At 56.4% G+C, this 23,669-nt stretch carries 25 protein-coding genes; 13 read left to right on the top strand and 12 right to left on the bottom strand.

The genetic code is table 11. The features are described 5' to 3' along the window. Positions 1–1,668: a protein translocase subunit SecD gene (gene secD, locus AAC621_RS08975; protein WP_340254521.1), complete on the bottom strand. Its 1,668-nt coding sequence runs from the start codon at positions 1,666–1,668 to the stop codon at positions 1–3. A 58-nt stretch (positions 1,669–1,726) separates the two neighbouring features. Then, a complete protein-coding gene (gene yajC, locus AAC621_RS08970; protein WP_340254518.1) occupies positions 1,727–2,008 on the bottom strand; it encodes a preprotein translocase subunit YajC in 282 nt (93 codons plus the stop codon). Between the two features lie 335 nt (positions 2,009–2,343). On the opposite strand from yajC, the gene serS reads away from it, so the two are divergent. The 4 genes from serS to AAC621_RS08950 all read left to right on the top strand — a co-directional run bounded on the left by serS (position 2,344) and on the right by AAC621_RS08950 (position 6,343). Further along, entirely contained in the window at positions 2,344–3,636 is a 1,293-nt protein-coding gene (serS, locus tag AAC621_RS08965) for a serine--tRNA ligase (protein ID WP_340254515.1), read from the top strand. After that, on the top strand, positions 3,620–4,345 hold the full coding sequence (locus tag AAC621_RS08960) for a hypothetical protein (protein ID WP_340254512.1): 726 nt from the start codon (positions 3,620–3,622) through the stop codon (positions 4,343–4,345). The genes serS and AAC621_RS08960 overlap by 17 nt, the downstream gene beginning before the upstream one ends. 64 nt (positions 4,346–4,409) lie before the next feature. Continuing rightward, positions 4,410–5,822 (top strand): helix-turn-helix domain-containing protein, encoded by a 1,413-nt coding sequence (locus AAC621_RS08955; RefSeq protein ID WP_340254509.1) that lies wholly within the window; start codon positions 4,410–4,412, stop codon positions 5,820–5,822. Between the two features lie 71 nt (positions 5,823–5,893). Continuing rightward, positions 5,894–6,343, top strand: coding sequence for a CoxG family protein (locus AAC621_RS08950; RefSeq protein WP_340254507.1), 450 nt, complete (start codon positions 5,894–5,896; stop codon positions 6,341–6,343). A 49-nt stretch (positions 6,344–6,392) separates the two neighbouring features. On the opposite strand, the gene AAC621_RS08945 is transcribed toward AAC621_RS08950, so the two are convergent. Next, positions 6,393–6,632 (bottom strand): YdcH family protein, encoded by a 240-nt coding sequence (locus AAC621_RS08945; protein ID WP_340256430.1) that lies wholly within the window; start codon positions 6,630–6,632, stop codon positions 6,393–6,395. A gap of 141 nt (positions 6,633–6,773) precedes the next feature. Here AAC621_RS08945 and AAC621_RS08940 point away from each other — a divergent pair, with 141 nt between their 5' ends. Continuing rightward, a complete protein-coding gene (locus AAC621_RS08940; protein ID WP_340254505.1) occupies positions 6,774–7,742 on the top strand; it encodes a Gfo/Idh/MocA family protein in 969 nt (322 codons plus the stop codon). 58 nt (positions 7,743–7,800) lie between these two features. Here the strand turns inward: AAC621_RS08940 and AAC621_RS08935 are convergent, their stop codons facing one another. The 5 genes from AAC621_RS08935 to AAC621_RS08915 form a co-directional block, all read right to left on the bottom strand. Further along, positions 7,801–9,624, bottom strand: coding sequence for a M3 family oligoendopeptidase (locus tag AAC621_RS08935; protein WP_340254502.1), 1,824 nt, complete (start codon positions 9,622–9,624; stop codon positions 7,801–7,803). Positions 9,625–9,726: 102 nt separating this feature from the next. Then, complete coding sequence (locus tag AAC621_RS08930) at positions 9,727–10,734, bottom strand: endonuclease/exonuclease/phosphatase family protein (protein WP_340254499.1); 1,008 nt, start codon at positions 10,732–10,734, stop codon at positions 9,727–9,729. Beyond that, on the bottom strand, positions 10,735–11,427 hold the full coding sequence (locus tag AAC621_RS08925) for a molecular chaperone DjiA (protein ID WP_340254496.1): 693 nt from the start codon (positions 11,425–11,427) through the stop codon (positions 10,735–10,737). It abuts the gene before it with no gap. A 60-nt stretch (positions 11,428–11,487) separates the two neighbouring features. Further along, positions 11,488–11,967, bottom strand: a complete 480-nt coding sequence (locus AAC621_RS08920; protein WP_340254493.1) for a GNAT family N-acetyltransferase — start codon at positions 11,965–11,967, stop codon at positions 11,488–11,490. 33 nt (positions 11,968–12,000) lie between these two features. Next, the gene (locus AAC621_RS08915; protein WP_340254490.1) at positions 12,001–12,618 is read right to left on the bottom strand and encodes a VOC family protein; all 618 of its coding nucleotides are present in this window, start codon (positions 12,616–12,618) and stop codon (positions 12,001–12,003) included. Positions 12,619–12,729: 111 nt separating this feature from the next. On the opposite strand from AAC621_RS08915, the gene AAC621_RS08910 reads away from it, so the two are divergent. From AAC621_RS08910 to AAC621_RS08890, 5 genes are all read left to right on the top strand, one after another. Continuing rightward, positions 12,730–13,323 carry a 5-formyltetrahydrofolate cyclo-ligase gene (locus AAC621_RS08910; RefSeq protein ID WP_340254487.1) on the top strand — a complete coding sequence of 198 codons (594 nt, stop codon included), beginning with the start codon at positions 12,730–12,732 and terminating at the stop codon, positions 13,321–13,323. A 10-nt stretch (positions 13,324–13,333) separates the two neighbouring features. Next, entirely contained in the window at positions 13,334–14,146 is an 813-nt protein-coding gene (locus tag AAC621_RS08905; protein ID WP_317655543.1) for a TIGR00282 family metallophosphoesterase, read from the top strand. An 84-nt stretch (positions 14,147–14,230) separates the two neighbouring features. Further along, positions 14,231–16,012, top strand: a complete 1,782-nt coding sequence (locus tag AAC621_RS08900; protein ID WP_340254484.1) for an SLC13 family permease — start codon at positions 14,231–14,233, stop codon at positions 16,010–16,012. Between the two features lie 15 nt (positions 16,013–16,027). Then, the gene (locus AAC621_RS08895; protein WP_340254481.1) at positions 16,028–16,411 is read left to right on the top strand and encodes a hypothetical protein; all 384 of its coding nucleotides are present in this window, start codon (positions 16,028–16,030) and stop codon (positions 16,409–16,411) included. Positions 16,412–16,491: 80 nt separating this feature from the next. Then, positions 16,492–17,232 carry a YebC/PmpR family DNA-binding transcriptional regulator gene (locus AAC621_RS08890; RefSeq protein WP_340254478.1) on the top strand — a complete coding sequence of 247 codons (741 nt, stop codon included), beginning with the start codon at positions 16,492–16,494 and terminating at the stop codon, positions 17,230–17,232. A gap of 61 nt (positions 17,233–17,293) precedes the next feature. On the opposite strand, the gene AAC621_RS08885 is transcribed toward AAC621_RS08890, so the two are convergent. Both AAC621_RS08885 and AAC621_RS08880 read right to left on the bottom strand, forming a co-directional pair. Beyond that, positions 17,294–18,001, bottom strand: a complete 708-nt coding sequence (locus AAC621_RS08885; protein WP_340254475.1) for an HAD family hydrolase — start codon at positions 17,999–18,001, stop codon at positions 17,294–17,296. 149 nt (positions 18,002–18,150) lie between these two features. Further along, complete coding sequence (locus AAC621_RS08880) at positions 18,151–19,080, bottom strand: DMT family transporter (protein ID WP_340254472.1); 930 nt, start codon at positions 19,078–19,080, stop codon at positions 18,151–18,153. A 1-nt stretch (position 19,081) separates the two neighbouring features. On the opposite strand from AAC621_RS08880, the gene AAC621_RS08875 reads away from it, so the two are divergent. Then, positions 19,082–19,537 carry a hypothetical protein gene (locus AAC621_RS08875; protein ID WP_340254469.1) on the top strand — a complete coding sequence of 152 codons (456 nt, stop codon included), beginning with the start codon at positions 19,082–19,084 and terminating at the stop codon, positions 19,535–19,537. A gap of 7 nt (positions 19,538–19,544) precedes the next feature. Here the strand turns inward: AAC621_RS08875 and rpoH are convergent, their stop codons facing one another. Then, a complete protein-coding gene (rpoH, locus tag AAC621_RS08870) occupies positions 19,545–20,438 on the bottom strand; it encodes an RNA polymerase sigma factor RpoH (RefSeq protein WP_340254466.1) in 894 nt (297 codons plus the stop codon). Positions 20,439–20,718: 280 nt separating this feature from the next. Here rpoH and AAC621_RS08865 point away from each other — a divergent pair, with 280 nt between their 5' ends. Further along, positions 20,719–22,305 (top strand): gamma-glutamyltransferase family protein, encoded by a 1,587-nt coding sequence (locus AAC621_RS08865; protein WP_340254463.1) that lies wholly within the window; start codon positions 20,719–20,721, stop codon positions 22,303–22,305. Here the strand turns inward: AAC621_RS08865 and AAC621_RS08860 are convergent. Beyond that, a complete protein-coding gene (locus AAC621_RS08860; RefSeq protein WP_340254460.1) occupies positions 22,302–23,333 on the bottom strand; it encodes an RluA family pseudouridine synthase in 1,032 nt (343 codons plus the stop codon). The genes AAC621_RS08865 and AAC621_RS08860 overlap by 4 nt on opposite strands. On the opposite strand from AAC621_RS08860, the gene AAC621_RS08855 reads away from it, so the two are divergent. Further along, a complete protein-coding gene (locus tag AAC621_RS08855) occupies positions 23,332–23,661 on the top strand; it encodes a DUF6476 family protein (protein ID WP_340254457.1) in 330 nt (109 codons plus the stop codon). The two genes, AAC621_RS08860 and AAC621_RS08855, sit on opposite strands and share 2 nt — an antisense overlap. Positions 23,662–23,669: the final 8 nt, after the last annotated feature.

Below are 23,669 nucleotides of genomic sequence, written 5' to 3'. Positions count from 1 at the left end.
TCAGACCTCGATCTTTTTGGGGCGGGCGCGTTCGAACCATGTCACGACCATGACCCGCGTCACATAAAGCGCAGTGAAAACAGATGTGATGATCCCAATGGCCAAAGTGACGGCAAAGCCTTTGACAGGGCCAGAGCCAAGGGTGAACAGGATCACCGCGATTAGGAAGGTTGTGATATTGGCATCCACAATCGCCGACATCGCACGATCATAGCCTAGTTCAATCGCGCGGGCGGGGCCGCGTGCAGTTTTCAATTCTTCACGGATCCGTTCAAAGACCAACACATTGGCATCAACCGCCATACCAATCGTCAGGACGATCCCCGCAATCCCCGGCAATGTCAGGGTAGCACCCACAAGGCTTAGGATACCAAAGATCATCGCCACGTTCATCAGCAGCGCGATATTGGCGAAAAGGCCGAAAAGGCCGTAGCTCGCCTGCATGAACAGCAGCACCGCCACAAAGGCCACAATCGCGGCAATCCGACCCGCTGCGATACTATCAGCCCCCAATTCAGGGCCAATGGTGCGTTCCTCAAGGAAGGTCATCTCAGCAGGCAAGGCCCCTGCGCGCAGAAGAACCGCCAATTGGGTCGAACTTTCGACCGTAAAACTTCCTGTAATCTGACCAGAGCCGCCCGTGATCGCCTGACGGATTGTGGGCGCTGAAATAACCTCATTGTCCAGAACAATGGCAAAAGGCGCACCGACATTAGCGGATGTATATTCCCCAAAGAGGCGCGCGCCATGCGGGTTAAAGCGGAAGCTGACATTGGGATGGCCATTTTGCGCGTCAAAACCGGGTTGGCTGTCAACAAGATCATCGCCCGTCACCACAGGGGTTTCTTCTAGAATATAATACGCGCCCTCTTCATCCATGGAGGGCAGCAGCAGTTGCCGCGCGTCCACACGGGCCTCAGGGTCGCTGGTGCGGGTGATGACAGGGTGAAAGGTCAGGCGTGCCGTGGTGCCAATCAGGTCTTTCAACTCTTGTGCAGAGCCGACACCAGGGACTTGGATCAAAATCCGATTTTCGCCTTGGCGTTGGATTGTCGGCTCGCGGGTGCCTGCCTCATCCACACGGCGGCGCACAATTTCCACAGATTGCTGCATAGTGCGATCATCGGTTGCGATCTTCTCCGCCTCAGAGAGCGAGACGATCAGCACATCGCCCTCGCCGCGCGCCTCAAGGCTGGCTGATCCTACACCTGTTAGGCTGACAACAGGGCCGCCCAAACCGCGGGCCAATTCCACCGCGCGGGCCATGCCCGAAGCCTCACCCAATTGCACCCGCAATTCGCCTGCGGGGGCATCGGTGCGGCGAATGGGGCCGACCTCATCGCGGGCATCGCGCAAGGCATCGCGCAACTCGGGCCACAGCGCGTCCATGCGTGCGGTATAGACATCCTCAACCCGCACCTCAGCCAAAAGATGCGCGCCACCGCGCAAATCAAGCCCAAGATTAACAAGGCTTGAGGGCAGAACAGACGGCCAAAGCGCCAAATCCGCTTCGAGTTCAGGCGTAGAGGGCGCGCCACCTTCGAGGGCAGCAAGGGCATCATTGTGACGCTCGACCCGATCATAGGCCAAATTTGGAACGGCCAAAGCCAGTGCAACCAGAACCACCCCCCAAATCAGGATGCGTTTCCATAGCGGGATATCGAGCATATCTTAGCCTTTTCTCACACAAAGCCCCGTCAAATGGCAGGGCTTGGTCAGTCGAAAATTATTCTTTGGCGGGTTCTGTTTTTGAAACAACCTGCGTGATAGTGTTGCGCACAACGCGGACATTTACACCCGCTGCAATCTCAAGCTCGACCTCGCGCTCATCCTTCACTTTGCTTACCTTACCCATGATACCGCCTGCGGTCACAACCTGATCGCCACGGCGCAGGGCGGCAACCATCGCCTGATGCTCTTTGGCTTTTTTCTGCTGGGGACGGATCAAAAGCAGATACATGATCGCGAAGATCAAAATCAGCGGCACGAATTGTGCAAATGCTTCCATGGTCGGTCTATCCTTATATTCGCGCCCGCAGCGGCGGAGGCTTGATCAAATTCACCCAAGATCGGGCAGATGGTTGGCGGCCTTGGGTGTATAATGATCCAAGGCCCCTCAATTTGGCGGCACGTTACTTTCCCCCCGCCCGAAGCGCAAGGCAGGCCAATACTGCAACTGCGCCCTGCGGCAATCCTGCCATCGCGCCCTATATGGGTATAAGATGCAGTGCTGTCAGCCCCTGGGGCGCCAAGAATTGTAACACCCCCTTTCCCCGCGCCGCGCAATATTGCATACCGCCCAAAAGGGAACCTGCGCCCCGTTCTGAGATAAAGGCAAATCCAATGCATGACATCCGCGCCATTCGTGAAAACCCTGCACAATTTGACGCAAACCTTGCGCGCCGCAGTCTCGCCCCACTATCTGCGGAAATTCTGGTGTTGGACGAGGCACGACGCGCCTGCATCACGGCATCCGAGGCGGCGCAGGCCGAACGCAATGCCGCATCAAAAGATGTGGGGGCGGCCAAAGCCCGCGGTGATGAGGCTGAATTCGAGCGCCTGCGCGCCCTTGTTGCAGAAAAGAAAGACGAAATTGCCCGCCTTGAGGACGAGGCCAAGACCCGTGATGCGGCTTTGCGCGATATGCTGGCCACGATCCCTAACGCGCCCGCAGCTGATGTGCCAGATGGGGCGGATGAGAATGACAATGTGGAATTGCACAAATGGGGCACCCCGCGCAGCTTTGATTTCAAACCTGTAGAGCATTTTGAATTGGCCTCTGTTGCGCCAAGCATGGATTTTGAGACAGCCGCAAAACTGTCAGGCTCGCGCTTTGTGATGCTTGGGAGTGCTGTGGCGCGGATCCACCGCGCCTTGGCGCAATTCATGCTCGACACCCATGTCGATCAAAACGGCCTGACTGAAATGAACGGCCCTGTCCTTGTGCGCCCTGAAACAATGTTCGGCACGGGCCAATTGCCGAAATTCGGCGAAGACAGTTATGAAACCACCAATGGTTGGTGGATGATCCCAACCTCCGAAGTGACGCTGACCAATATCGTCTCAGGCGAAATTGTGGAGGAGGCCGCGTTGCCAATGCGCTATACCGCGCATTCTCTGTGCTTTCGGTCTGAGGCAGGCAGCGCAGGGCGCGATACGGCGGGGATGCTGCGTCAGCACCAGTTCGAAAAAGTTGAAATGGTTTCGATCACGCATCCCGATCACTCGGATGATGAACAAAAGCGGATGTTGCGCTGTGCTGAGGGCATTTTAGAGGCGCTCAATATTCCCTATCGCACCGTCACGCTCTGCACGGGCGATATGGGCTTTGGTGCGGTGCGCACCTTTGACATTGAAGCATGGCTTCCGGGTCAGGATTGCTATCGCGAGATTTCCTCAGTCTCAAGCTGCGGAGATTTCCAAGCACGCCGCATGAATGCGCGCTTCCGCCCATCAGGCGGCGGCAAGCCTGAATTTGTGCATACCCTCAACGGCTCTGGCCTTGCGGTTGGGCGCTGTTTGATCGCAGTGCTTGAAAATGGGCAAGAGGCAGATGGCTCCGTCACCCTGCCCGCGGCGCTGCACCGCTATTTGGGCGGCAAAACACGGCTTTTGGCGGATGGCACGCTTGGCTAACTCTGGTTTAAACCCCACAACATTTCGTGCCGCGGTCACGCTGGTCTTGGTTTTGGCCTTTGCAGGCGCGCCGCTTTTAACCGCGCCTTTCACAGGATTTGATCCCGCAACCCTGCCCTATGATGTCAGCACCCCCCCTGTGCAACCTGCGGGCTATGCTTTCGCGATTTGGGGAGTCATTTACCTATGGCTGATTGCAAGCGCGGGCTATGGGTTGTGGCACCATGCCAACACTCCAAACTGGGATGCCATGCGCTGGCCCCTAATCGTCAGCGCAGGCATTGGCGCAATCTGGATTGAGGTTGCGCTGCGCAGTCCGATTTGGGCCACGATCCTGATTTTCGTCATGCTGATCACCGCCGTTCTGGCCTGTTTGCGCGCACCAATAAGCCCAACCGCATGGGCGCGGGCGCCTTTGGGCCTATACGCGGGGTGGCTTTCGGCTGCGGGGTTTGTGGCGCTTGCAACAACCTTGACGGGTTTTGACATAGTGCCCCGCGAGATCGCAGGTTGGGCAGGTCTTTTGGGGGCGCTCGCAACCGCCTCCGCCTTGACCACGCGGCTCAGGGTCATCACCTATCCGATTGCCGTGATCTGGGCCTTGGTTGGCGTGATTGTGTCGCAATGGCAAAGTGATCCATCGCTAAGCCTTGCCGCCGTTGGCGGGATCGCCGTCCTCGCCTATCAAGGGATCCGTGCCGGCGCGTGAGGCTTGCGCGCAATCTTGCAAATTGGCAAAATAGGGTTTGCAAAGCCAACCAAGGGGCAGATCCATGCGCGCAAATGGCCAAGACACACGCAAGCTCTATGTTGGTGCGAAATTGCGCGAATTACGTCAAAGGCTTGAGCTGACGCAGAAGGACTTCGCGGCCAAGCTTGGCATTTCCTTGCCCTATCTGAACCAAATGGAAAACAACAACCGCCCGCTTTCGACTGTGGTTGTTTTGGCCTTGGCGCAAGAATTTGGTTTTGATGTGACTGAACTGACCTCGGGCGATGCGGAACGCCTGATCTCTGATATGCGCGAGGCCTTGGCAGACCCTGTTTTCACGGATGGCCAACCCGCGCTGACCGATCTGAGGCTGGCCGCCTCAAACGCGCCCGCGCTTGCCCGCAGTTTCCTGTCCCTGCATCGCGCCTATCGTCAGGCGCAAGAGCGCCTCGCCTCCTTGGATGAGGCATTGGGCCGCGATGGCAGCGGCGCTGCCCCCTCACCTTGGGAGGAGGTGCGGGATTTCTTCCATTATTGCGACAATTACATTGATGCCGTGGATCATGCCGCCGAACGTTTTGCCGCGAAAGCGCAAGGGGACTTGGCCGCGCATACCGAGACCATGTTGGCCGCGCAAGGCGTCACAATTCGGCGCGCGACAGATCAGGGATTGCGCCGTTATGATACCGAAACGCGCGTTTTGACGCTGTCGCCACGCGCCGCGCCCGAAACACAGCGCTTTCAATTGCTGCATCAATACGCGCTTTTGGGGCAGGCGCAGTTGTTGGACGCAACGCTTGATTTCGCGCGGTTCCAATCGGAGACAGCGCGCGCCATTGCCCAAGTCGGCATGGCCAATTACTTCGCGGGCGCTGTGTTAATGCCCTATACCCGTTTTGCCGAGGCCGCGCGCACCACACGCCATGATCTAGAACGCCTGTCGATCCAGTTTGGCGCTTCAATTGAACAAGTTGCCCATCGTCTGGCCACCCTACAAAGACCAGGGGCCAAAGGGGTGCCGTTTTTCTTTACCCGTGTCGATCAAGCAGGCACGATTACCAAGCGCCATTCTGCGACACGCTTTCAATTCGCGCGCTTTGGCGGGGCTTGCCCCTTGTGGAATGTCCATCAGGCTTTTGAAACACCGACCCAATTCTTGCGTCAATTGGCCGAAACGCCTGACGGGGTGCGCTATTTTATTTTGGCGCGGGATGTTTCGAAATCAGGTGGGGCATGGGGCGCACCGCTGCGCCGCTTTGCGATCTCTTTGGGCTGCGAGGTTAAACATGCCAAGGAATTGATCTATGCCGATGGCATGCCCTTGGATGATGATGGGGCCTATCAGCCCATCGGAATTTCTTGCCGCATTTGCGAACGGCAAAATTGCCACCAACGCTCTGTGCCGCCTCTCGAAGGAAAACTGCGCGTTGATCCGCATGAACGCGGCACACTGCCCTATCGCCTCGAAACTTAGACCATGCTGAATTGACGGCTGACTACCCTAGGATATAGGGTTTTCGCAACATAGTGACGGAGATGACATCCATGGAATTAGTAGCCTCTCGTATTTTAAACGCAGACCGCGCAACCGTTTGGGCGGCGCTGAATTCCGCCGAGGTGCTCAAGGCCTGCATCCCAGGATGCGAGGAATTGACAGGCAGCCCTGAGGAAGGCTTCGCCGCTACAGTCAAACAGAAGGTTGGGCCTGTTTCAGCAACCTTTAAGGGCGAGGTCACGCTGTCCGATATCGTTCCGCTTGAAAGCTACACAATCACGGGCGAAGGCAAAGGCGGTGTCGCGGGCTTTGCCAAAGGGGGCGCGAAAGTGGCCTTATCCGATGCCGAGCGCGGTGGCACCGAACTGACATATGAAGTTGAGGCCAAAGTTGGCGGTAAAATCGCGCAACTTGGCTCGCGCTTGATTGATAGCTTTGCCACTAAAATGGCTGATCAATTCTTTGAACGCTTTCAGGCGCAGGTCGAAGCAACTGCTTAGGCTTAAGGCGGGGGCCAATCAGGCCCGCCCCCAAAGTTTCAGTCTGCGATTACGCCACCGCCAACATGGCGGCGATTTCGTCTTTGAGACGCATCCGCTCCTTGCGCAGCGCCATTTCAGCTAATTCTTCCAATGGCTCAACACCTGTCTCGGCACGATGCACGGCGCGGTTCACCGCGTGATAATCAGCCGCCAGTTTTGCAAAATGCGCGTTTTGGGTTTTCAGCTCATGGATTTTCTCAGCATCCTGCGGGAAATCTTCGGCCAGTTCATGCGGGGTGTTCGACATCGGTTCACGTCCTTTTGCCATTACAGTCACGCCCCATCTAAATCTCCAAACAGGCAGCGGTCTTTGCGCTAAATCAAATGATTGCGCTTTGCATGCGTCACAGCTTGGCGCTAGGGTTTCGGCATATAAGGGAGGGACAGAATGGAACATTACGTCAATTGGGGCATTTTGGGCGCATCCAATTTTGCACTAAACGAGATGGCACCCGCGCTGCATCTGGCGGGGCGTGGGCGTCTGGCGGGAATTGCCACGCGCGATGTCGGCAAGGCCGCGCCCTTCACTCGGATCGCCCCTGACCTGAACGTGCATCACAGCTATGACGCGCTCTTGGCGGATCCGATGATTGATGCGGTCTATATTCCGCTGCCCCATACGATGCATGTTGAATGGGGGATCAAAGCGCTCCAAGCGGGCAAGCATGTTTTGGTTGAGAAACCAACCGCAATGACCGCGCCCGAAATCCAACCTTTGATCGAAGCCCGAGATAAATCAGGTCTGGTTGCAAGCGAGGCCTTTATGATCGTGCATCACCCGCAATGGCAAATGGCCCGAGAGATTATTGCATCGGGCCAATTGGGGCAGGTGCAGCGCGTGCGTGCAGCCTTTACCTATAACAATGCGGCCGATACCCAGAACATCCGCAATAAGGCAGCCATGGGTGGCGGATCATTGCCCGATATCGGGGTTTACACCATCGGCTCGACCCGTTTTGCAACAGGTGGAACCTTACGCGAGATTTATGACGCGAAAATCGAATATGAGGGCGATTGTGAAGTTACCGCAGAGGCGCGTGCAGGCTTTGACGGGTTTGATGCGCAATGGCTCACCTCGATGCGGATGCACCCGTTCCAAGAGGTCACCTTCCACGGCAGCGATGGGGTTTTGCGCGTCCCAACCCCCTATAATGCGGGCGTGTTCGACCAAGCCCGCCTCGTGATTGAAACAGGGATGGAGCGCCGCGAAATCCGCTTCCCCAAGGTCAATCAATATGTGTTGCAGGTGGAAAATCTGAATGCGGCCATTTTGGATGGTGCCGCACTCAAATGGCGACTGGAAGATGCGGTTGAAACCCAAGAAACCATTGACGCAATCCGCGCCAAGGCAGGGTAAGAAAAAAGGGGCCACGCATCCGCGTGGCCCCTTTTTCTTTGGCTGTGGTGGCGCGGGGTTATTCCATCGCCTCTAGCTCATCAATCATGCTTTCAATCATCGACAGGCCCTTATCCCAAAACGCAGGGTCAGAGGCATCAAGCCCAAAGGGCGCAAGCAGTTCTTTGTGATGCTTTGATCCGCCTGCCTTTAGCATATCGAAATACTTCTCCTCGAACCCGTCTTGGCCCTCCTCATAGGCCGCATAAAGTGCATTCACCAACCCATCGCCAAAAGCGTAGGCATATACGTAGAAGGGCGAATGCACGAAATGCGGGATATAGGCCCAGAAGGTTTCATAGCCTTCCATGAAGTTAAACACAGGCCCAAGGCTTTCGGCTTGGACGCTCATCCAAAGCGCGTTGATATCGTCAGGGGTCAACTCCCCCTCGCGCCGTGCCGCATGGAGTTTGCATTCAAAATCATAAAACGCAATTTGCCGTACGACTGTGTTGATCATATCCTCAACCTTGCCCGCCAACATAACCTTGCGCGCAGCTTGATCTTTAGCTTCGGATAACATTCTGCGGAAGGTCAGCATCTCGCCAAACACGCTTGCCGTCTCCGCCAAGGTCAAAGGCGTGGAGGACAACAATTCGCCCTGCCCTGCCGCAAGGCGCTGATGCACCCCGTGGCCCAATTCATGCGCCAAGGTCATCACATCGCGCGGTTTCCCCAGATAGTTGAGCATCACATAAGGGTGGGCATCTGCCACAGTGGGATGCGCAAAGGCACCGGGCGCTTTGCCCTCTTTCACCGCCGCGTCAATCCAACCATCGGTGAAAAACGGCTCAGCCAATTCGGCCATGCGCGGATCAAAGGCCGAATAAGCCTCGGTCACAATACGGCGCGCCTCGATCCATGGCACCATGCGCTCATCCTCCATCGGCAGGGGCGCGTTGCGATCCCAGACCTCCAAGGTCTCAAGGCCCAGCCACTTGGCCTTAAGCGCGTAATAGCGGTGCGAAAGGCGCGGATAGGCCGCCACGACCGCGTTGCGCAGCGCCTCGACCACCTCGGGCTCGACATGGTTGGCCAAATGCCGTGCCGCCTGCGCGGAAGGCAATTCGCGCCACCGATCCTCGATCTCTTTTTCTTTGGCCAAAGTGTTATGCACCCGCGCAAAGAGGGGCAATTGCGCAGCAAACCCCTTTACCAACGCGCGCGCACCCGCCTCGCGCTTGGCGCGGTTCTGCTCAGATAGGCAATTGAGCGTGGCCTCAATCCCCATCACTTCGCCATCCACCTCAAAGCTCATGCCTGCGATCGTTTCGTCAAAAAGACGGTTCCACGCAGCCGCCCCCACGACCGATTGGTCATGCAGAAATTTCTCCATCTCGTCAGACAGCTGATAGGGCTTCATCGCGCGCATCCGATCAAAGACGGGGCGATACCGCGCCAGTTCGGCATTCGCAGCCGACAACGCCTCAAGATGGGCTTCGTCTAAACGGTTAAACTCAAGGCTAAAGAATACCAGCGCGGTGGTCGCGTTGGTGATCTTGTCCTGACAATCGGACATGAATTTCGCGCGGCCTGCATCGGTGGTTTTTTGGTAATAACGCAAACCTGCAAAGGACATGATGCGCCCTGCCACCATGTCGATCTTTTCATAGCGCAGCACGCAGTCCAGCATGGCCTTGGCATCGAGATTGGCCAATTTGCCCTCGTAATCCGCGGCAAATGCCGCGCATTCTTTGGTCAGAAATTCCATGTCGCGCTTGAGTTCGGGCGCATCAACTGATGGGTAAAGGTCGCTCAAATCCCATTCGGGCAAGTCCGCCCATGCCCCGCCACCTGTCTCGGACTGGGCATCGAATTGGCGGGGATCGGTATGATGGGTCATGGCACTGCCTTTGATAAACTGCGAAATATCTTTCCTAAGATATGCGGTGCAAACCCTGCGCCCTCAACCCCTAAGGCGCAGATTTCCTCTCAGGGCACCCAGTTAAAGGTCAAGATCAACCACAACGGGGAAGTGATCGGATGCCACCAATAGCGCCGTGCGCAGATCAATATCCGCATAGCAGGCGGCATTCTCAAACGGATGCCAGATGCGCCACTGCCCCCGTTTTGCGCGTAAATCTGGGCTAACCATGATGTAATCTAGCAGCGCAGACAGATAGCGCTTTTCCTCTGGGATATAAAACCGCGCGCTGGTTTGTGTTGCCGCAGTCAGGCTTTGCAGCGAGCGCGCGGCATGCGGATCAAACAATTGTTGCGTCCGCGGCAGATCGCAGCCCAAAACAATCTCAAGCGAGGAGCGCCCAAACAGTTTTTCATATTCATCCAAACCTGGCCCGTCATTGAAATCGCCCATCACAATCAACGGATCACCTGCGGCCAAATGGTCATCAACACGGGCACGCAACCAAATCGCTTGGGCCAGTTGTTTGCGCCGATTGGCAATGGCGAGGCGCATCACTTCCTCGGGGCTACGGGCCCCATGCGGGGCTTTGGATTTCACATGAACACCGATCATGCGCATTGCGCCTTTGGCGGTTGTCACCGCGACCTCAAGCGGCGGCTTGGAAAAGCCGATCACATCGGCGCGCGCATCAATATCGAGATCAATTCGGAATTTTCCGTCAAACCGCGGCGCGGCCTCGCTTGCCACGGGATCATGGCGCACATCCATCTGATCAGGATCATACAAAAGCGCAATTTGCTGTTGTGTGTCGTTATCAAACCCTTTGATAGCCTTACGGCAGCGCAGCTCAAATCGGGCTGCAAAATTTTCAAGGGCACACACTGTGTCGCGGGATTTCTTGGTGTCTGGGGCTTCGATGATCATCACCGCATCGGCATTTAGCTCGATGAACACCCGCCCCAAGGCCCGCACTTGATCCGCGCGGGTGATCTTGTAGCGCGATGACCATGTGCCATCTTCAAGCAAGCTGCCATCATCCGCAAACAGCGCATCAAACCATTCGACATTGTAGCTGGCGAGGCGCATCTATCCCCCCTGCCGGGTCTGGGATTTTACAATCTCGTCATAGGCGCGGTTGATCGCCGCCATTTTATGAGCAGCAAGATTAACCGCTTCGGGCGGCACGCCACGGGCCTGCATCTGGTCTGGGTGGTTTTCCCGCACAAGCGTGCGATAGCGGCTGCGAATGTCCTCTGCACTGGCCTCAGGGGATATGCCCAAAATGGCAAAGGGATCTTGCGGCGCATCAGGGATGAATGTTGCGCGCAGCGCCGAAAACCGCACAGGCGAAATTCCAAAAATCTCGGACACCCGCGCCAAAAATTCATCTTCAGCGGGGTGATAATGACCATCGGCTTGGGCGATATGAAACAGACCTGAAAGCAGATCCTCTAAAATTGGTGCGGCGGGCTCAAACATCCGTGCGATGCGGCGCGCATAATCCTGAAATCCCGCTACATCCTCGCGCGCTAGGTTGAAAACACGCGCGGCAGCAGCGGTATCCGCCGCAGGAATATGGAACACTTGCCGAAAGGCTGCGACCTCATCACGGGTGACTTGACCATCCGCCTTGGCCATTTTTGCCCCAAGCGCGATGACTGCAATGGTAAAGGCCACACTGCGCTCGGGCGGACGGCGCAGGCGCTCGAACAGAACCGAGAGGCTTTCACCACGGGCGAGGGCGGATATGGCATCCGATATTTTGGCCCAGATCGACATGGGCCTAGCCATAGCTTGTTTGGCAGGGCTTGTCAGAGTTTTTTGGGCTTTTGCCGCCACTCAAAGATCTTTCTGCATCAAGACCAGATCGTGCCAGCGTTCAAATTTCCACCCCATGCGCGGCATCCGCCCCGTTTCGGTATATCCCATCGATTTATGAAATTTCTGCGCGATGTCATTTTCGCCACCAATACCTGCCACAAAACGCGCGATGCCTGCCTTTCGCCCCTCGTCCTCAAGCGCCGATAGGAGGCGGGGGCCAAGCCCGCGTGCGCGCGCTGATGGGGCCATCAAGATCGTGTGTTCTGCGATGAACCTATAACCATCCCCCCCGCGAAACGGGCCAAAGCGCGCGAACCCAATGACCCGCGCGCCTTCAACCATAACGAGCGCGCATTGATCGGTGAGGATATGCTCCACATCTTCAATCGTCTTGAGCGTGCTTATGAACGTATAGGCCGTGTCACGGATCACATGGTTCCAGATCTCAAGGATCGAAGGAATATGTGCGGCACGGGCGGGACAAATTTCCGGGGTCATTTTGAAGGTGTCGATTGTTGAGAGAACCACATTTTAAAGAACCACCGTGCCAGTTTCAGTCGCAAGCGATACGGAAATCTTAGCCGCATCTGCCGTGGCGATAGACAGGCGAGTATCCGCGAAAAGAGGCGCAAGCGCGGCCCGAAGCGCCTCTGCCTGTGGCGTTTCCAGCGCGAGCGCCTCAAGCCGCACCCCAACCTCATTCAAGCGCGTTGCAGGGTGGCCGCCCGATTGCCATTCGATCAGCGCAGGGAAAAGGCCATCAAACGGCAAAATCCCATCTTCAGGGATCGTCATGCGCCACCGCAGATCACCACGGCCCAAATTCCAGACCTTGCCCACAGGAAAGGGAATTTGCGTCAAAGCAGCGTCCAAATCTGTAACCGCGCAGACCCAAGACCGCGCCCGCGGCGCGCCAGAGAACCGATCCAAATCAAACCAACGCGGTTGCGAAGGTGCGGGAATGTCTGGGCAGGGGGTGATCAGTTCCAAATATTCAGAAGGCCCAAGCCCAATCAGGCGGTTATGAGTGCCCATATCCATATGCTGACCGCCGCCTTGAAAGGTCAGGCCATGGGCCGCAGTCAATTCTGCCTCGGCGCTAGCCAAGTCTTCTGCGGCGATTGCCACGTGATCTAATACCATCATCATCTTCAAGTCGCCTTTATGCAGGGTTATGGTCGCGCGCAAACATCCTTGCGTCTTTGCACGACCTTATGATCGTGTTGAATGAAGATTTGGGCGCAAAGGCAAGAGGCAAAAATGACAACCCCGGATGACAAGGCGCTCTTGCGCAAATCTGCCTTCGCCGCGCGCAAATTGGCCCATACCGAATTAGGGCCTGCGCCTGAAGCCGCGACCGCGCGACTTTTGGCTGAAATCGGGCCAGTAGAGGGCGCAATCATCGCCGCGTATATCCCCATTCGCACGGAAATAGACCCCCGCCCTGCAATGGCACGTTTGGGGCAGAAAAATCGCCTTTGCCTTCCCGTAATCGTGGCCAAGGATACAGCGCTGCTGTTTCGAGAATGGGCTTATGATGGCCCGTTGATCACGGGAGAATTTTGCGCAGAAATCCCGCCCGAAGGGGCAAGCCTGATCCCTGATATCGTCATTGTGCCTTTGGTTGGGTTTGACGATCATGGCCAGCGTCTTGGGTATGGGGGCGGGTTTTACGACCGCAGCCTAGAAGGTCTGCGCGCAGCAAAGCCTAATTTGCGCGCGATTGGCTTTGCCTATAGTGCCCAACGATTTGGCGGCTTGCCCGTTGAGCCAACAGATCAACCTTTGGATGTGGTCGTCACCGAAAGCGGCCTTCACCATGCTGCGCTTGCGCAAAACACCAAAGGGGACTAGGGGTTTCCCCATGAAATGCCTTTTCTTAGGAGATGTGATGGGCCGCGCGGGGCGCGCCGCCATCACCACCCATCTGCCGCGTCTGCGCGAAGACTGGAAACTTGATTTTGTTGTTGTGAATGGCGAGAACGCTACTTCGGGTATGGGCCTGTCGGGTGGGCATGCGAAAGATATTCTGGCGGCTGGGGCTGATTGCATAACTTTGGGCGATCATGCGTTTGATCAAAAGGATATGTTTGGCTTTATCGAAAATGAGCCGCGCGTGATACGGCCCCTAAATATCTCGAAAGCGGCACCCGGACAAGGCGCGCGTATTTTCACAGCACCGGGTGGGCGCAAAGTATTGGTTGCGCAGGCCTTGGGTCAGGTGTTCATGAAACACCCCTATGATGATCCTTTCTCAGCCCTTGATCCAATCCTAAAGTCGCATCCCTTGGGCGGCATGGTGCAAGCGGTCATTGTGGATTTCCACGCTGAAGCGACATCAGAGAAGATGGCCATGGGCCATTACTGCAATGGCCGCGCGAGCCTTGTTGTGGGCACCCACACCCATGTGCCAACGGCAGACACGATGATCTTGTCAAATGGCACCGCCTATCAAACAGATGCGGGGATGTGCGGCGATTATGACAGCGTGATCGGGATGGATAAGGCCGAACCGCTGCGCCGTTTCTTGACCCATATCCCAAAAGAGCGTTTCAGCCCCGCCCTCGGTGAGGCGACTTTATCTGGGGTCTACATTGAAACCGATGACCGCACAGGCCGCGCCACTGTCGCGCGCGCAGTACGGGTCGGCGGCAAGCTGTCTCAGGCAACTGCGTGAATAGGGTGCTTGCGCTCTCCTGATCAGATGGGGAAGATGGGGCTGTGAGCGGGCTGACCTTGGCCTGCACAAGCGAGGGTGCCAATGCTAGACTTGGGACTGACACCAACGGGTGAGGCGATTACAACCCTGATCATTTTGGTTGGGATGTTCATCCTATTCCTGCGCGAGACCTACCCGACCGAGGTGGTGGCAATTGGGGCCGTTGGGCTGCTCCTAATCACAGGTCTTTTGCCCTATAGTGATGGTTTGGCAGTCTTGTCGAACCCCGCACCATGGACAATTGCGGCCATGTTCATCGTCATGGGGGCTTTGGTGCGCACAGGATCGCTTGATCGGGTGACGCGTTTGGCGGAAAGCACGGCCAAAACGCATCCAAAATTGGCGGTGACGCTGTTGCTTGGTTTTGCGGCTTTGGCCTCGGCCTTTATCAACAACACGCCCATTGTGGTCATCATGATCCCGATTTTCGTGCAGGTCGCGAAAATCCTCAAACAATCTGCGTCTAAACTTTTGATCCCGCTTTCCTATGCCGCAATCATGGGGGGCACGCTGACATTGATCGGCACATCAACCAATCTTTTGGTCGATGGGGTGGCGCGCAGTCAGGGACTAGAGCCTTTTACGATTTTTGAGGTAACGCCGCTTGGCCTTGTAGTGGTAGCATGGGGGATGATTTACCTTGCCTTGATCGGCCGGCATCTGCTGCCTGATCGCGCCTCTATGGCCACGCTTTTGGGTGGCAATCGGGCCAAAATGAAATTCTTTACCGAAGTGGCCATTCCAGAAGACAGTGCGCTGATCGGTCAAAATGTCACCGAGGTCGAGCTGTTTACCCGAGACGGGGTGCGCTTGATTGACGTTTTGCGCGGGGATGCCTCGTTGCGGCGCAACATGGACGGGGTCACGCTACAGTTGGGGGATCGTGTGGTTTTGCGCACCGAGATAGCCGAACTTTTGGGGATGCAAAGCTCAAAAGACCTGCGCACGATTGATAAGCTGTCTTCGGTGGAAACCACCACTGTTGAGGTTCTGATTACACCTGGTTGCCGCATGGTGGGTCGATCCCTCGGGTCTATGCGCCTGCGGCGGCGCTATGGCGTTTACCCATTGGCGGCGCATCGGCGGAACCAAAATATCGGTCGGCAATTAGATGACTTGGTTGTGCAAGTGGGCGACACCCTGTTGTTGGAGGGCGATCCCGCCGACATCCAACGCCTTGCGGCTGACATGGATATGGTCGATGTCTCAACCCCGTCCGAACGCCCCTATCGCCGCGAGAAAGCGCCAATCGCGCTGTTGGCTATGGCAGGCATCGTGGTTTTGGCCGCACTGAATTTGGCCCCTATTTTGCCCTTGGCCGTCTTAGCCATGGCCGTGGTTCTGATTGTACGCTGCATTGACGCCGAGGAAGCATTCTCGTTTGTCGAAGGACGGCTTTTGGCTTTGATTTTTGCCATGCTGGCTGTTGGCGCAGCACTTGAACACACGGGCGCCATCGAGCTGTTGGTTGGCAGTCTTGCCCCTTGGCTTGAAAATGTGCCGCCCGTGGTTCTGATTTGGACAATCTATTTCATCACAACACTTCTGACGGAACTGGTGTCCAACAACGCAATCGCCGTGATTATGGCCCCGATTGCCATCGCGCTTGGGCAGACGATGGGGGTGGATCCGCGCCCCTTGGTCGTGGCGGTGATGATTGCAGCCTCTGCCTGTTTTGCGACACCGATTGGATACCAGACCAATATGCTTGTTTACGGGCCTGGGGGCTATCGCTTTACCGACTATCTCAAAGTGGGTATCCCTTTGAATATATCCTTAGGTGTCGTGGTCTGTTTGACCATTCCTCTGCTTTGGCCACTGTGAAAAGGATGGTTCTTCATGACACGCAGTTTTGCACTTGTGCCTTTGATTTTTGCGCTTTGTGCTTGCGCGCTTTCCCAAGCGAACCCAAACCCTACGGACATCCGCCTGTCGCGTGTTGACCTAGAGGTGCGAATGAGTGATGGCACGACCTGCACCGCAACCGCGCCCGAAGCGGATGTGACGCTGCGGCAAGGGGCGCTTGACGGCTGCCCTGATGGCTTTGGCTATGTGGTTGAGATTGACCCGCGCAGCAATATCTTGCGCCGCGTGGTCGAATTGGTGATCAAATCCGTGGCACCCGAAGCCGAGCTTCCCCCGGTGGCAAGCGTGAGCATCACCGATCCGCGGGGCCAGACCTACGAATTTGTATCACCCCGCCCCGTGGCCCCCATTCGCTGATCATTCCGAAAGCCGCGCTTGCGCAATCTGGGCCGCAGGGCTAAAACCCCGCGCGAGTTTCAAACACAAGGACGCATGCCATGGCAGGCCATTCAAAATGGGCGAATATTCAGCATCGCAAAGGGCGGCAGGACAAGCTGCGCTCTAAGCTGTTTTCTAAGCTGGCAAAGGAAATCACCGTTGCCGCGAAGATGGGCGACCCCGATCCTGATAAAAACCCACGTTTGCGCCTTGCCGTGAAAGAAGCGAAGTCAAACTCGGTGCCGAAAGACGTGATTGAGCGCGCGATCAAGAAATCGCAAGGCGGCGATGCGGAGAATTACGAAGAAATCCGCTACGAAGGCTATGGCCCCAACGGGGTTGCGGTCATCGTAGAAGCCATGACAGACAACCGCAATCGCACCGCGTCAAATGTGCGTTCGACCTTTAGCAAGAATGGCGGGAATTTGGGCGAAACAGGGTCGGTTTCCTTTATGTTCGACCGCAAAGGTCAGGTCAGCTATCCCGCCTCAGCAGGGGATGCAGATAGCGTCATGATGGCCGCGATTGAGGCCGGGGCCGAGGATGTCGAAAGCAGCGAAGATGGCCATATCATCTGGTGCGCCGACACCGACCTGTCGGATGTTTCGACCGCCCTTGAGGATCAATTGGGGGAATCGGAAAGCACCAAATTGGTCTGGCGCCCCCAGACGACAACACCGCTTGATCTTGACGGGGCACAGAAGCTGATGAAGCTGATCGATGCGCTTGAAGATGATGACGATGTGCAAACCGTCACAGCGAATTTTGAAATTCCTGACGAGATCATGGATCAACTGTGATCTGATCTGCCCGCATGAGAATGAAAAAAAGCTGGCCATGTGGCCAGCCTTTTTTTGCACCTTATTCAGCGGCGTGTTGGCCCTGCCCGTCAGCGCTGGGTCTGACCAATCTTTTAATATCCAAAACATGCAGCAAGGGCAGGTCAGCAGGAAATTCGCCCTCTTCTGCCAAACGGCTGGGAAAGCCCACCACATGGCACCCCGCATCTTGCGCGGCATAGGCCGCGGCACCGCGATCAACGATTACCAAAACCTTGTTTGCTGGAACCTCTAGCGCCCTGATGCAGCTTTGCATGGCCTCAGGATGGGGGGCGTGGCGGGTGACATCGCCGCGCAGGATCACAGCGTCAAAGGAAATTCCTTCGCGGGCACGGGCCGTTGCCCCCAAAAGCGCGCGCACAGGCATCAAATCCGAGCGCGAGACAAAGCCAAGACCCCGCCCCCCATGGGCCGCAGCACGCAGCACATCGCGCACACCCGAACGCAAGTGAATGTTCTGAGCCAGTTTCGCTGCAAAGATTTTCTGGTGGGTCGCATCAAGTGCATCAGCACGATGATCTTCACCATGCAGCGCCGCATAGGCCGCCGCCAAATGACGATGCCCTACCTCATGGGTCAGGGACGCATATGTTTCCCATGACCAGAACCAATCTAACCCATGGATACGAAAGGCCGCGTTCCACGCGGCAAGGTCAAGCTCTGCACAATCGGCCAATGTGCCAAGCCCACCAAAAATCACCGCATCATAGCCCTGCAACCAGTCAGACATTCACCGCAACTCCTTTGGTTTGACTGAAGCAGATCAACGTAAAGGAACAATGAAATGGCCGCCCTTTCTGCATTGCAGCGTGGCAGGCTGGTGCGCGCTTGTGCAAAAAACAAGCGCGATGCCCAAGAAACAGGCAATCCAAAATTCACCTACTTTGTTTGCGGCACCGCTGGCGTGATTTGACGGCGATTCAAGACCGCTTCGCGCCATGTGATAAAGGAAATAGAGCCAATGATAATCGCCCCACCGAAAATCACATAGGGATCGGCCGCCTCGCCAAACACGACCGCCCCCATCGTGGTCGCCCATACAAGTTGAAGGAAGGTCACAGGCTGCGTGACAGTCAAAGGTGCAGCTGCAAAGGCCAAGGTCATTGTGTAATGTCCCGCCGTGGCGAAACAGGCCACAAGGAACAGCCAAAAAATCTGTTCCCATGTGGGTGTGATCCAAACCGCAAAAGCAAAGGGGGCAAGGCCGATGGTCACTGTGACCGACAGCATCCCAACCACCACTGCTGCATCAACCCGATCTGCCATGATCTTGGCGACCAAATAGCCGCCTGCAAAAAACAGGGCCGTGAAAATCATCGCGAAATGCCCCATCGATAATTCGCGAAAGCCCGGGCGCAAGATCACAAGCGCCCCAACAAAGGCCAAAAGCACCGCAAGCGCGCGGCGCAGCGCCATACGCTCGCCCAAGAAAAGCACTGCCATAACAGTGACATAAACAGGGTTCAGATAGTTCATCGCCGTCACTTCAGCGATGGGGATTTGCGTCATCGCATAGAACCAACAAATCACGCCCAAACTGTGCAACACGCCCCGCAAAGAAAACAGCGCCAGATCCCCCCGCGTCAGGCGCGCGCGCAAAATGGGGCGGATCATCGGGATCAAGAAACCCAAGCCTAAAATATAGCGCAAAAAGGCGGATTGTGCGGGCGGGACATCACTGCCAACATGTTTGACCAAGGCCGTCACTAGAACGAAACAGAGGCCCGTCAACAGCATCCACGCCATCCCAATCACGGGGCGCGTGGCTGTTTCTTTTTTGAGGCGTGGGGTGGTCGTCATAGCGCGCATGATGCGCCAATCTCAAAAAACCACAAGCCGCCCTTTGTCGATTTCAGGTGTAGCAAGCTATAGTTTGCCCCCGATGGAAATTGTCGCCTGCGCAAGCCCCGCAATGGTGCGCAATTATCCAGAGGCAGCCATCCTAAAGGCCCCCCGTCTGGTCACCGCGCCAAAATCATCTCTGCCCGATATTTGGGCCAAGGCACATTTTGGTAATAAGCATGATGCGTTTGGCCCTGCGCGGATCATGCCCTCGCTTGGGGATTGCGTGATTGGCGCACAATCGGGCCTTGGCTGGGTCGCGGCCCCACATGACATGCTCAAAGGCCCCCTTGAAACCGGCAGTTTGGTGCAAATAGGCAGCGGCAGATCGCGGGCCGAAAAACCATTTTACTGGCATCTTCAACAGCGACTTGAAGAGGCGTTTACCTCCCTCATCACAGCCCTGAACGCAGAACCCGCCTGAACGCAGGTTAGGCGGGAATGATCCCGCCCTTAACGGCCAGTTCACGCATTTTCTTTTGCAGCTTTTCAAAGGCACGCACCTCGATCTGGCGCACGCGTTCGCGGCTGACATTGTATTTTCCAGACAGTTCCTCAAGGGTGACAGGCACATCTTGTAGGCGGCGCTGCGCGAGAATCTCACGCTCGCGCTCATTCAAAACTTCCATGGCCTGCTCCATCAAGGCCATACGGCTTTGATACTCATCCCGCTCGGCGTAATCTTCGGCTTGGTTAGCATCCTCATCTTCAAGCCAGTCTTGCCATTGCATGGCACCCTCGCCATCGCTGCCAATCACCGCATTGAGCGAGGCATCCCCGCCCGACAGGCGGCGGTTCATTGAGATCACTTCATCCTCAGTCACACCCAAATCTGTGGCGATTTTGGCGACATTCTCGGGGCGCAAATCGCCCTCCTCCAACACGCCGATACGGGCCTTCGCCTTACGCAGATTGAAGAACAGCTTTTTCTGTGCTGATGTCGTACCAAGTTTTACAAGACTCCAAGAGCGCAGGACGTATTCTTGGATCGCCGCGCGGATCCACCACATCGCGTAGGTGGCGAGACGAAACCCTTTTTCGGGATCAAAACGTTTGACTGCCTGCATCAGGCCCACATTGGCCTCAGAGATCACCTCGGCCTGCGGCAAGCCATACCCACGATACCCCATCGCAATTTTAGCCGCCAAACGCAGATGCGATGTGACCAATTGATGGGCCGCTTCGGTATCTTGATCTTCCACCCAACGCTTGGCCAACATGTATTCTTGTTCGGGCTCAAGCAGGGGGAATTTGCGAATTTCCTGCAAATAGCGGTTCAACCCCTGTTCGGGGGAAGGTGCTGGAAGATTTGCATAGTTGCTCATAAGCATGTGATCCCTGATGTTCGTCTTAATTTGCACGATTTTTTTAAGAAACCGTGAATGTAACGATGATTAACTTTGTCTCAGATGGGAATTTTTATCCCCCATTCAAGGGGAAGCGTGCACAAAGACCCTAGACCTACCTCCGCAACGAGCAGCAAACAAGGCATACTGCCGTTATTTATAGCAAAGCTCACGCGGATATGATCGCAATGCGCCCCACCCCTTGTCACGAGGCAGCCGCGACATAAGCTAAGGCTCAACGCGTGACGAGGGACAAACCATGCTTAACACCACACAAGGATTTCGGGGCGCCGTGACAGCCCCCCATCATTTGGCCGCACAGGCAGGTCAGGATATTCTCGCCGAGGGCGGCAGCGCCGTTGAAGCGATGGTGGCCATGGCCGCAACAATCGCCGTGACCTATCCGCATATGAACGGGATCGGCGGCGATGGGTTTTGGCTGATCAAACGCAAGGATGCCCCTGTGCAGGCGATTTTTGCAGGGGGCCACTCTGCTGCGTTGGCAAGCCAAGCATGGTATGAGGCGGCAGGTTTCACCGATGCAATCCCCACCCGCGGCGCCAAGGCCGCGTTGACTGTTCCAGGATCAGTGGATGGGTGGCGCGCCGCGCTCGAAGCCGCTCCAAGCGCTACCCCCCTGCCCCTGTCTCGCCTTCTTCAGCATGCGATCTATCACGCAGAAGCAGGCTTTCCTGTCAGCAACAACCAATCCCAGTGCATCGCAGATAAGATTGACGGGCTGAAAGATGTGCCTGGATTTGCGGATACCTATCTGTTTGGCGGCGCAATCCCTGTTGCAGGTGCGCGGTTTACACAACCTGCTTTGGCGGCAACGCTGCGCCAGATCGCACAAAAGGGCATTAAAGATTATTATCACGGCGATTTGGCCAAAACCCACGCGGCCTTTCTTGAGGCTCAAGGCAGCCCTTTGCGTCTTGAAGATTTCACCGCATATAGCGCCCGTGCTGTGACACCGCTGTCGGTCAAGACATCAAAAGCGATGCTTTACAACATGATCCCACCCACCCAAGGGATGTCATCACTGATGATTTTGGGGATTTATGATCGCATCCAAACATGGGCCGAAGAAGGGGTCGCGCCTATTCACGCCCTGATCGAAGCCACGAAGCAGGCCTTTATTCTGCGCAATCGTGAATTGGGTGACCTCAGCGCCATGCGGCAACCGCCGGAGACGTTCTTACAAGATCAGGTGCTAGACGATCTGGCAGGGAAAATTGACCACAAGCGCGCATTGCCATGGCCCTATGAGCCAAAGAACGGTGATACAATCTGGATGGGGGCCAGCGATTCTGAAGGCACATCAGTGAGCTTCATCCAAAGCGTCTACTGGGAATTTGGATCAGGCCTGACCTGCCCCGACACGGGCGTGTTTTTCCAAAACCGTGGTGCAGGCTTTGGTATGGGCGATGGCCCGAACCAAATCGCGCCGCGCAAAGTGCCATTCCATACCCTCAACCCCGCAATGGCCGTGTTCGAAGACGGGCGGGTCATGGCCTATGGCACGATGGGCGGCGAAGGGCAGCCACAAACCCAAGCGGCGATTTTTGCGCGCTATGCCTATCTGGGTCAGGAGTTGCAGCAGGCGGTTACCGCGCCGCGATGGCTGTTGGGGCGAACATGGGGCGATGCAACGACCTCTCTGAAACTCGAGGCGCGGTTTGACCCTGACTGGATCACGGCCCTCTCCGATATGGGGCATGAGACAGAAATCTTACCCGATTACAGCGATTTGGTTGGTCATGCGGGCGCTGTTGTCACCCATGTGGACGGCTTGGTTGAGGCCGCGACCGACCCCCGCGCAAATGGTTTGGCCTTGGCGCGCTAAGCTAAGGTTGCCTCAAGGCGGGTGACGAGGGTTGCCATATCCTCGGGCAAACCCGCCTCAAAGCGCATCCATTCGCCACTGGCAGGGTGTGCAAAGCCAAGCGAGGCAGCGTGTAGCGCCTGACGCGGAAATTGGTTCACGGCACCCGCAAGCTCGGGCCCAAACAGCTTTTCCGAAACCCTACGCCGCCCGCCATAGACGGGGTCCCCCACAAGCGCGTGACCTGCATGGGAAAGATGCACGCGAATTTGATGCGTGCGACCCGTCTCTAGCCTGCATTCAATCAAGGCCAAGGCATCGTGATAGCTTTGCAAGGGTTTGACCCGCGTCACGGCGTGACGCCCCCCTTGGAACAGAACCGCTTGACGTTGACGGTCAGTTTTATGGCGCGCCAATTGGGTGGTGATCTTTAGGATATTACCATCCTCAAAACTTGTGCCACGCACACCGCGCAGGCGGGGATCAGCGGGGTCAGGGCTGCCATGGCATAGCGCGATGTAATGCCGCTCGGCACTATGGGCGGCGAATTGGTCGGCCAGCCCATGATGCGCACGATCTGATTTCGCAATGACCAGAAGGCCCGATGTGTCCTTATCGATGCGATGCACGATGCCTGGCCGCTTTTCGCCGCCCACCCCAGATAAATTGCCGCCAAAATGATGCAGCAGCGCATTCACAAGCGTGTGGTCAGGACTGCCTGGTGCGGGGTGGACAACCAAACCTGCGGGCTTATTCACCACAATCAGATCGTCATCCTCGTAGCAAATATCAAGCGGGATATCCTGAGGACGGGTTTCCACCTCTGACGCCTCGGCCACACGAATGGTGACCTGATCGCCCTCAACAACACGCGCGCGGGCATCTGTGATTGTTGCGCCATTGATCGCGACATCCCCTGCCGCAATCAACCGGGCAAGGCGGGATCGGCTGAGCGCGGCTTCTTCTGGCACATCGCGGCCAAGTGCCTTATCAAGACGAGGTGCAGGCTCTGGCCCAATCTCGAAACTAATGATGCGGAGTTCCGCCATGAACACGCCTTCCTCAGGTGACGATCCCCAATCTGCCGCGCTGCCATCCCATCTGGTCTGGCTGCAGCGTATAGTTTGGGTTTTGACCCTTGTGATGATCTTGGGCCTGATAACGGTGGTTTCGGTTTTTGTCACCCGTTTCCCAAAGCCCGCGCAAAATGAAATCACCCTCCCAACCGACCTTACCCTGCCCGAAGGGATCACAGCAACGGCCGTGACCTTTGGCGATGGGTGGATTGCGGTGGTCGATCAGCGCGCGCAGATCATTGTGTTTGACGCGACCACCATGGCCGAAATCGGACGGTTGGAAATAACAACCGCGGACTAACGACAGAC

Source organism: Roseobacter sp. HKCC-CH-9208 (assembly GCF_037805125.1).
Lineage (GTDB): Bacteria > Pseudomonadota > Alphaproteobacteria > Rhodobacterales > Rhodobacteraceae > M30B80.
This window is presented reverse-complemented; position numbering and strand designations above follow the sequence as displayed.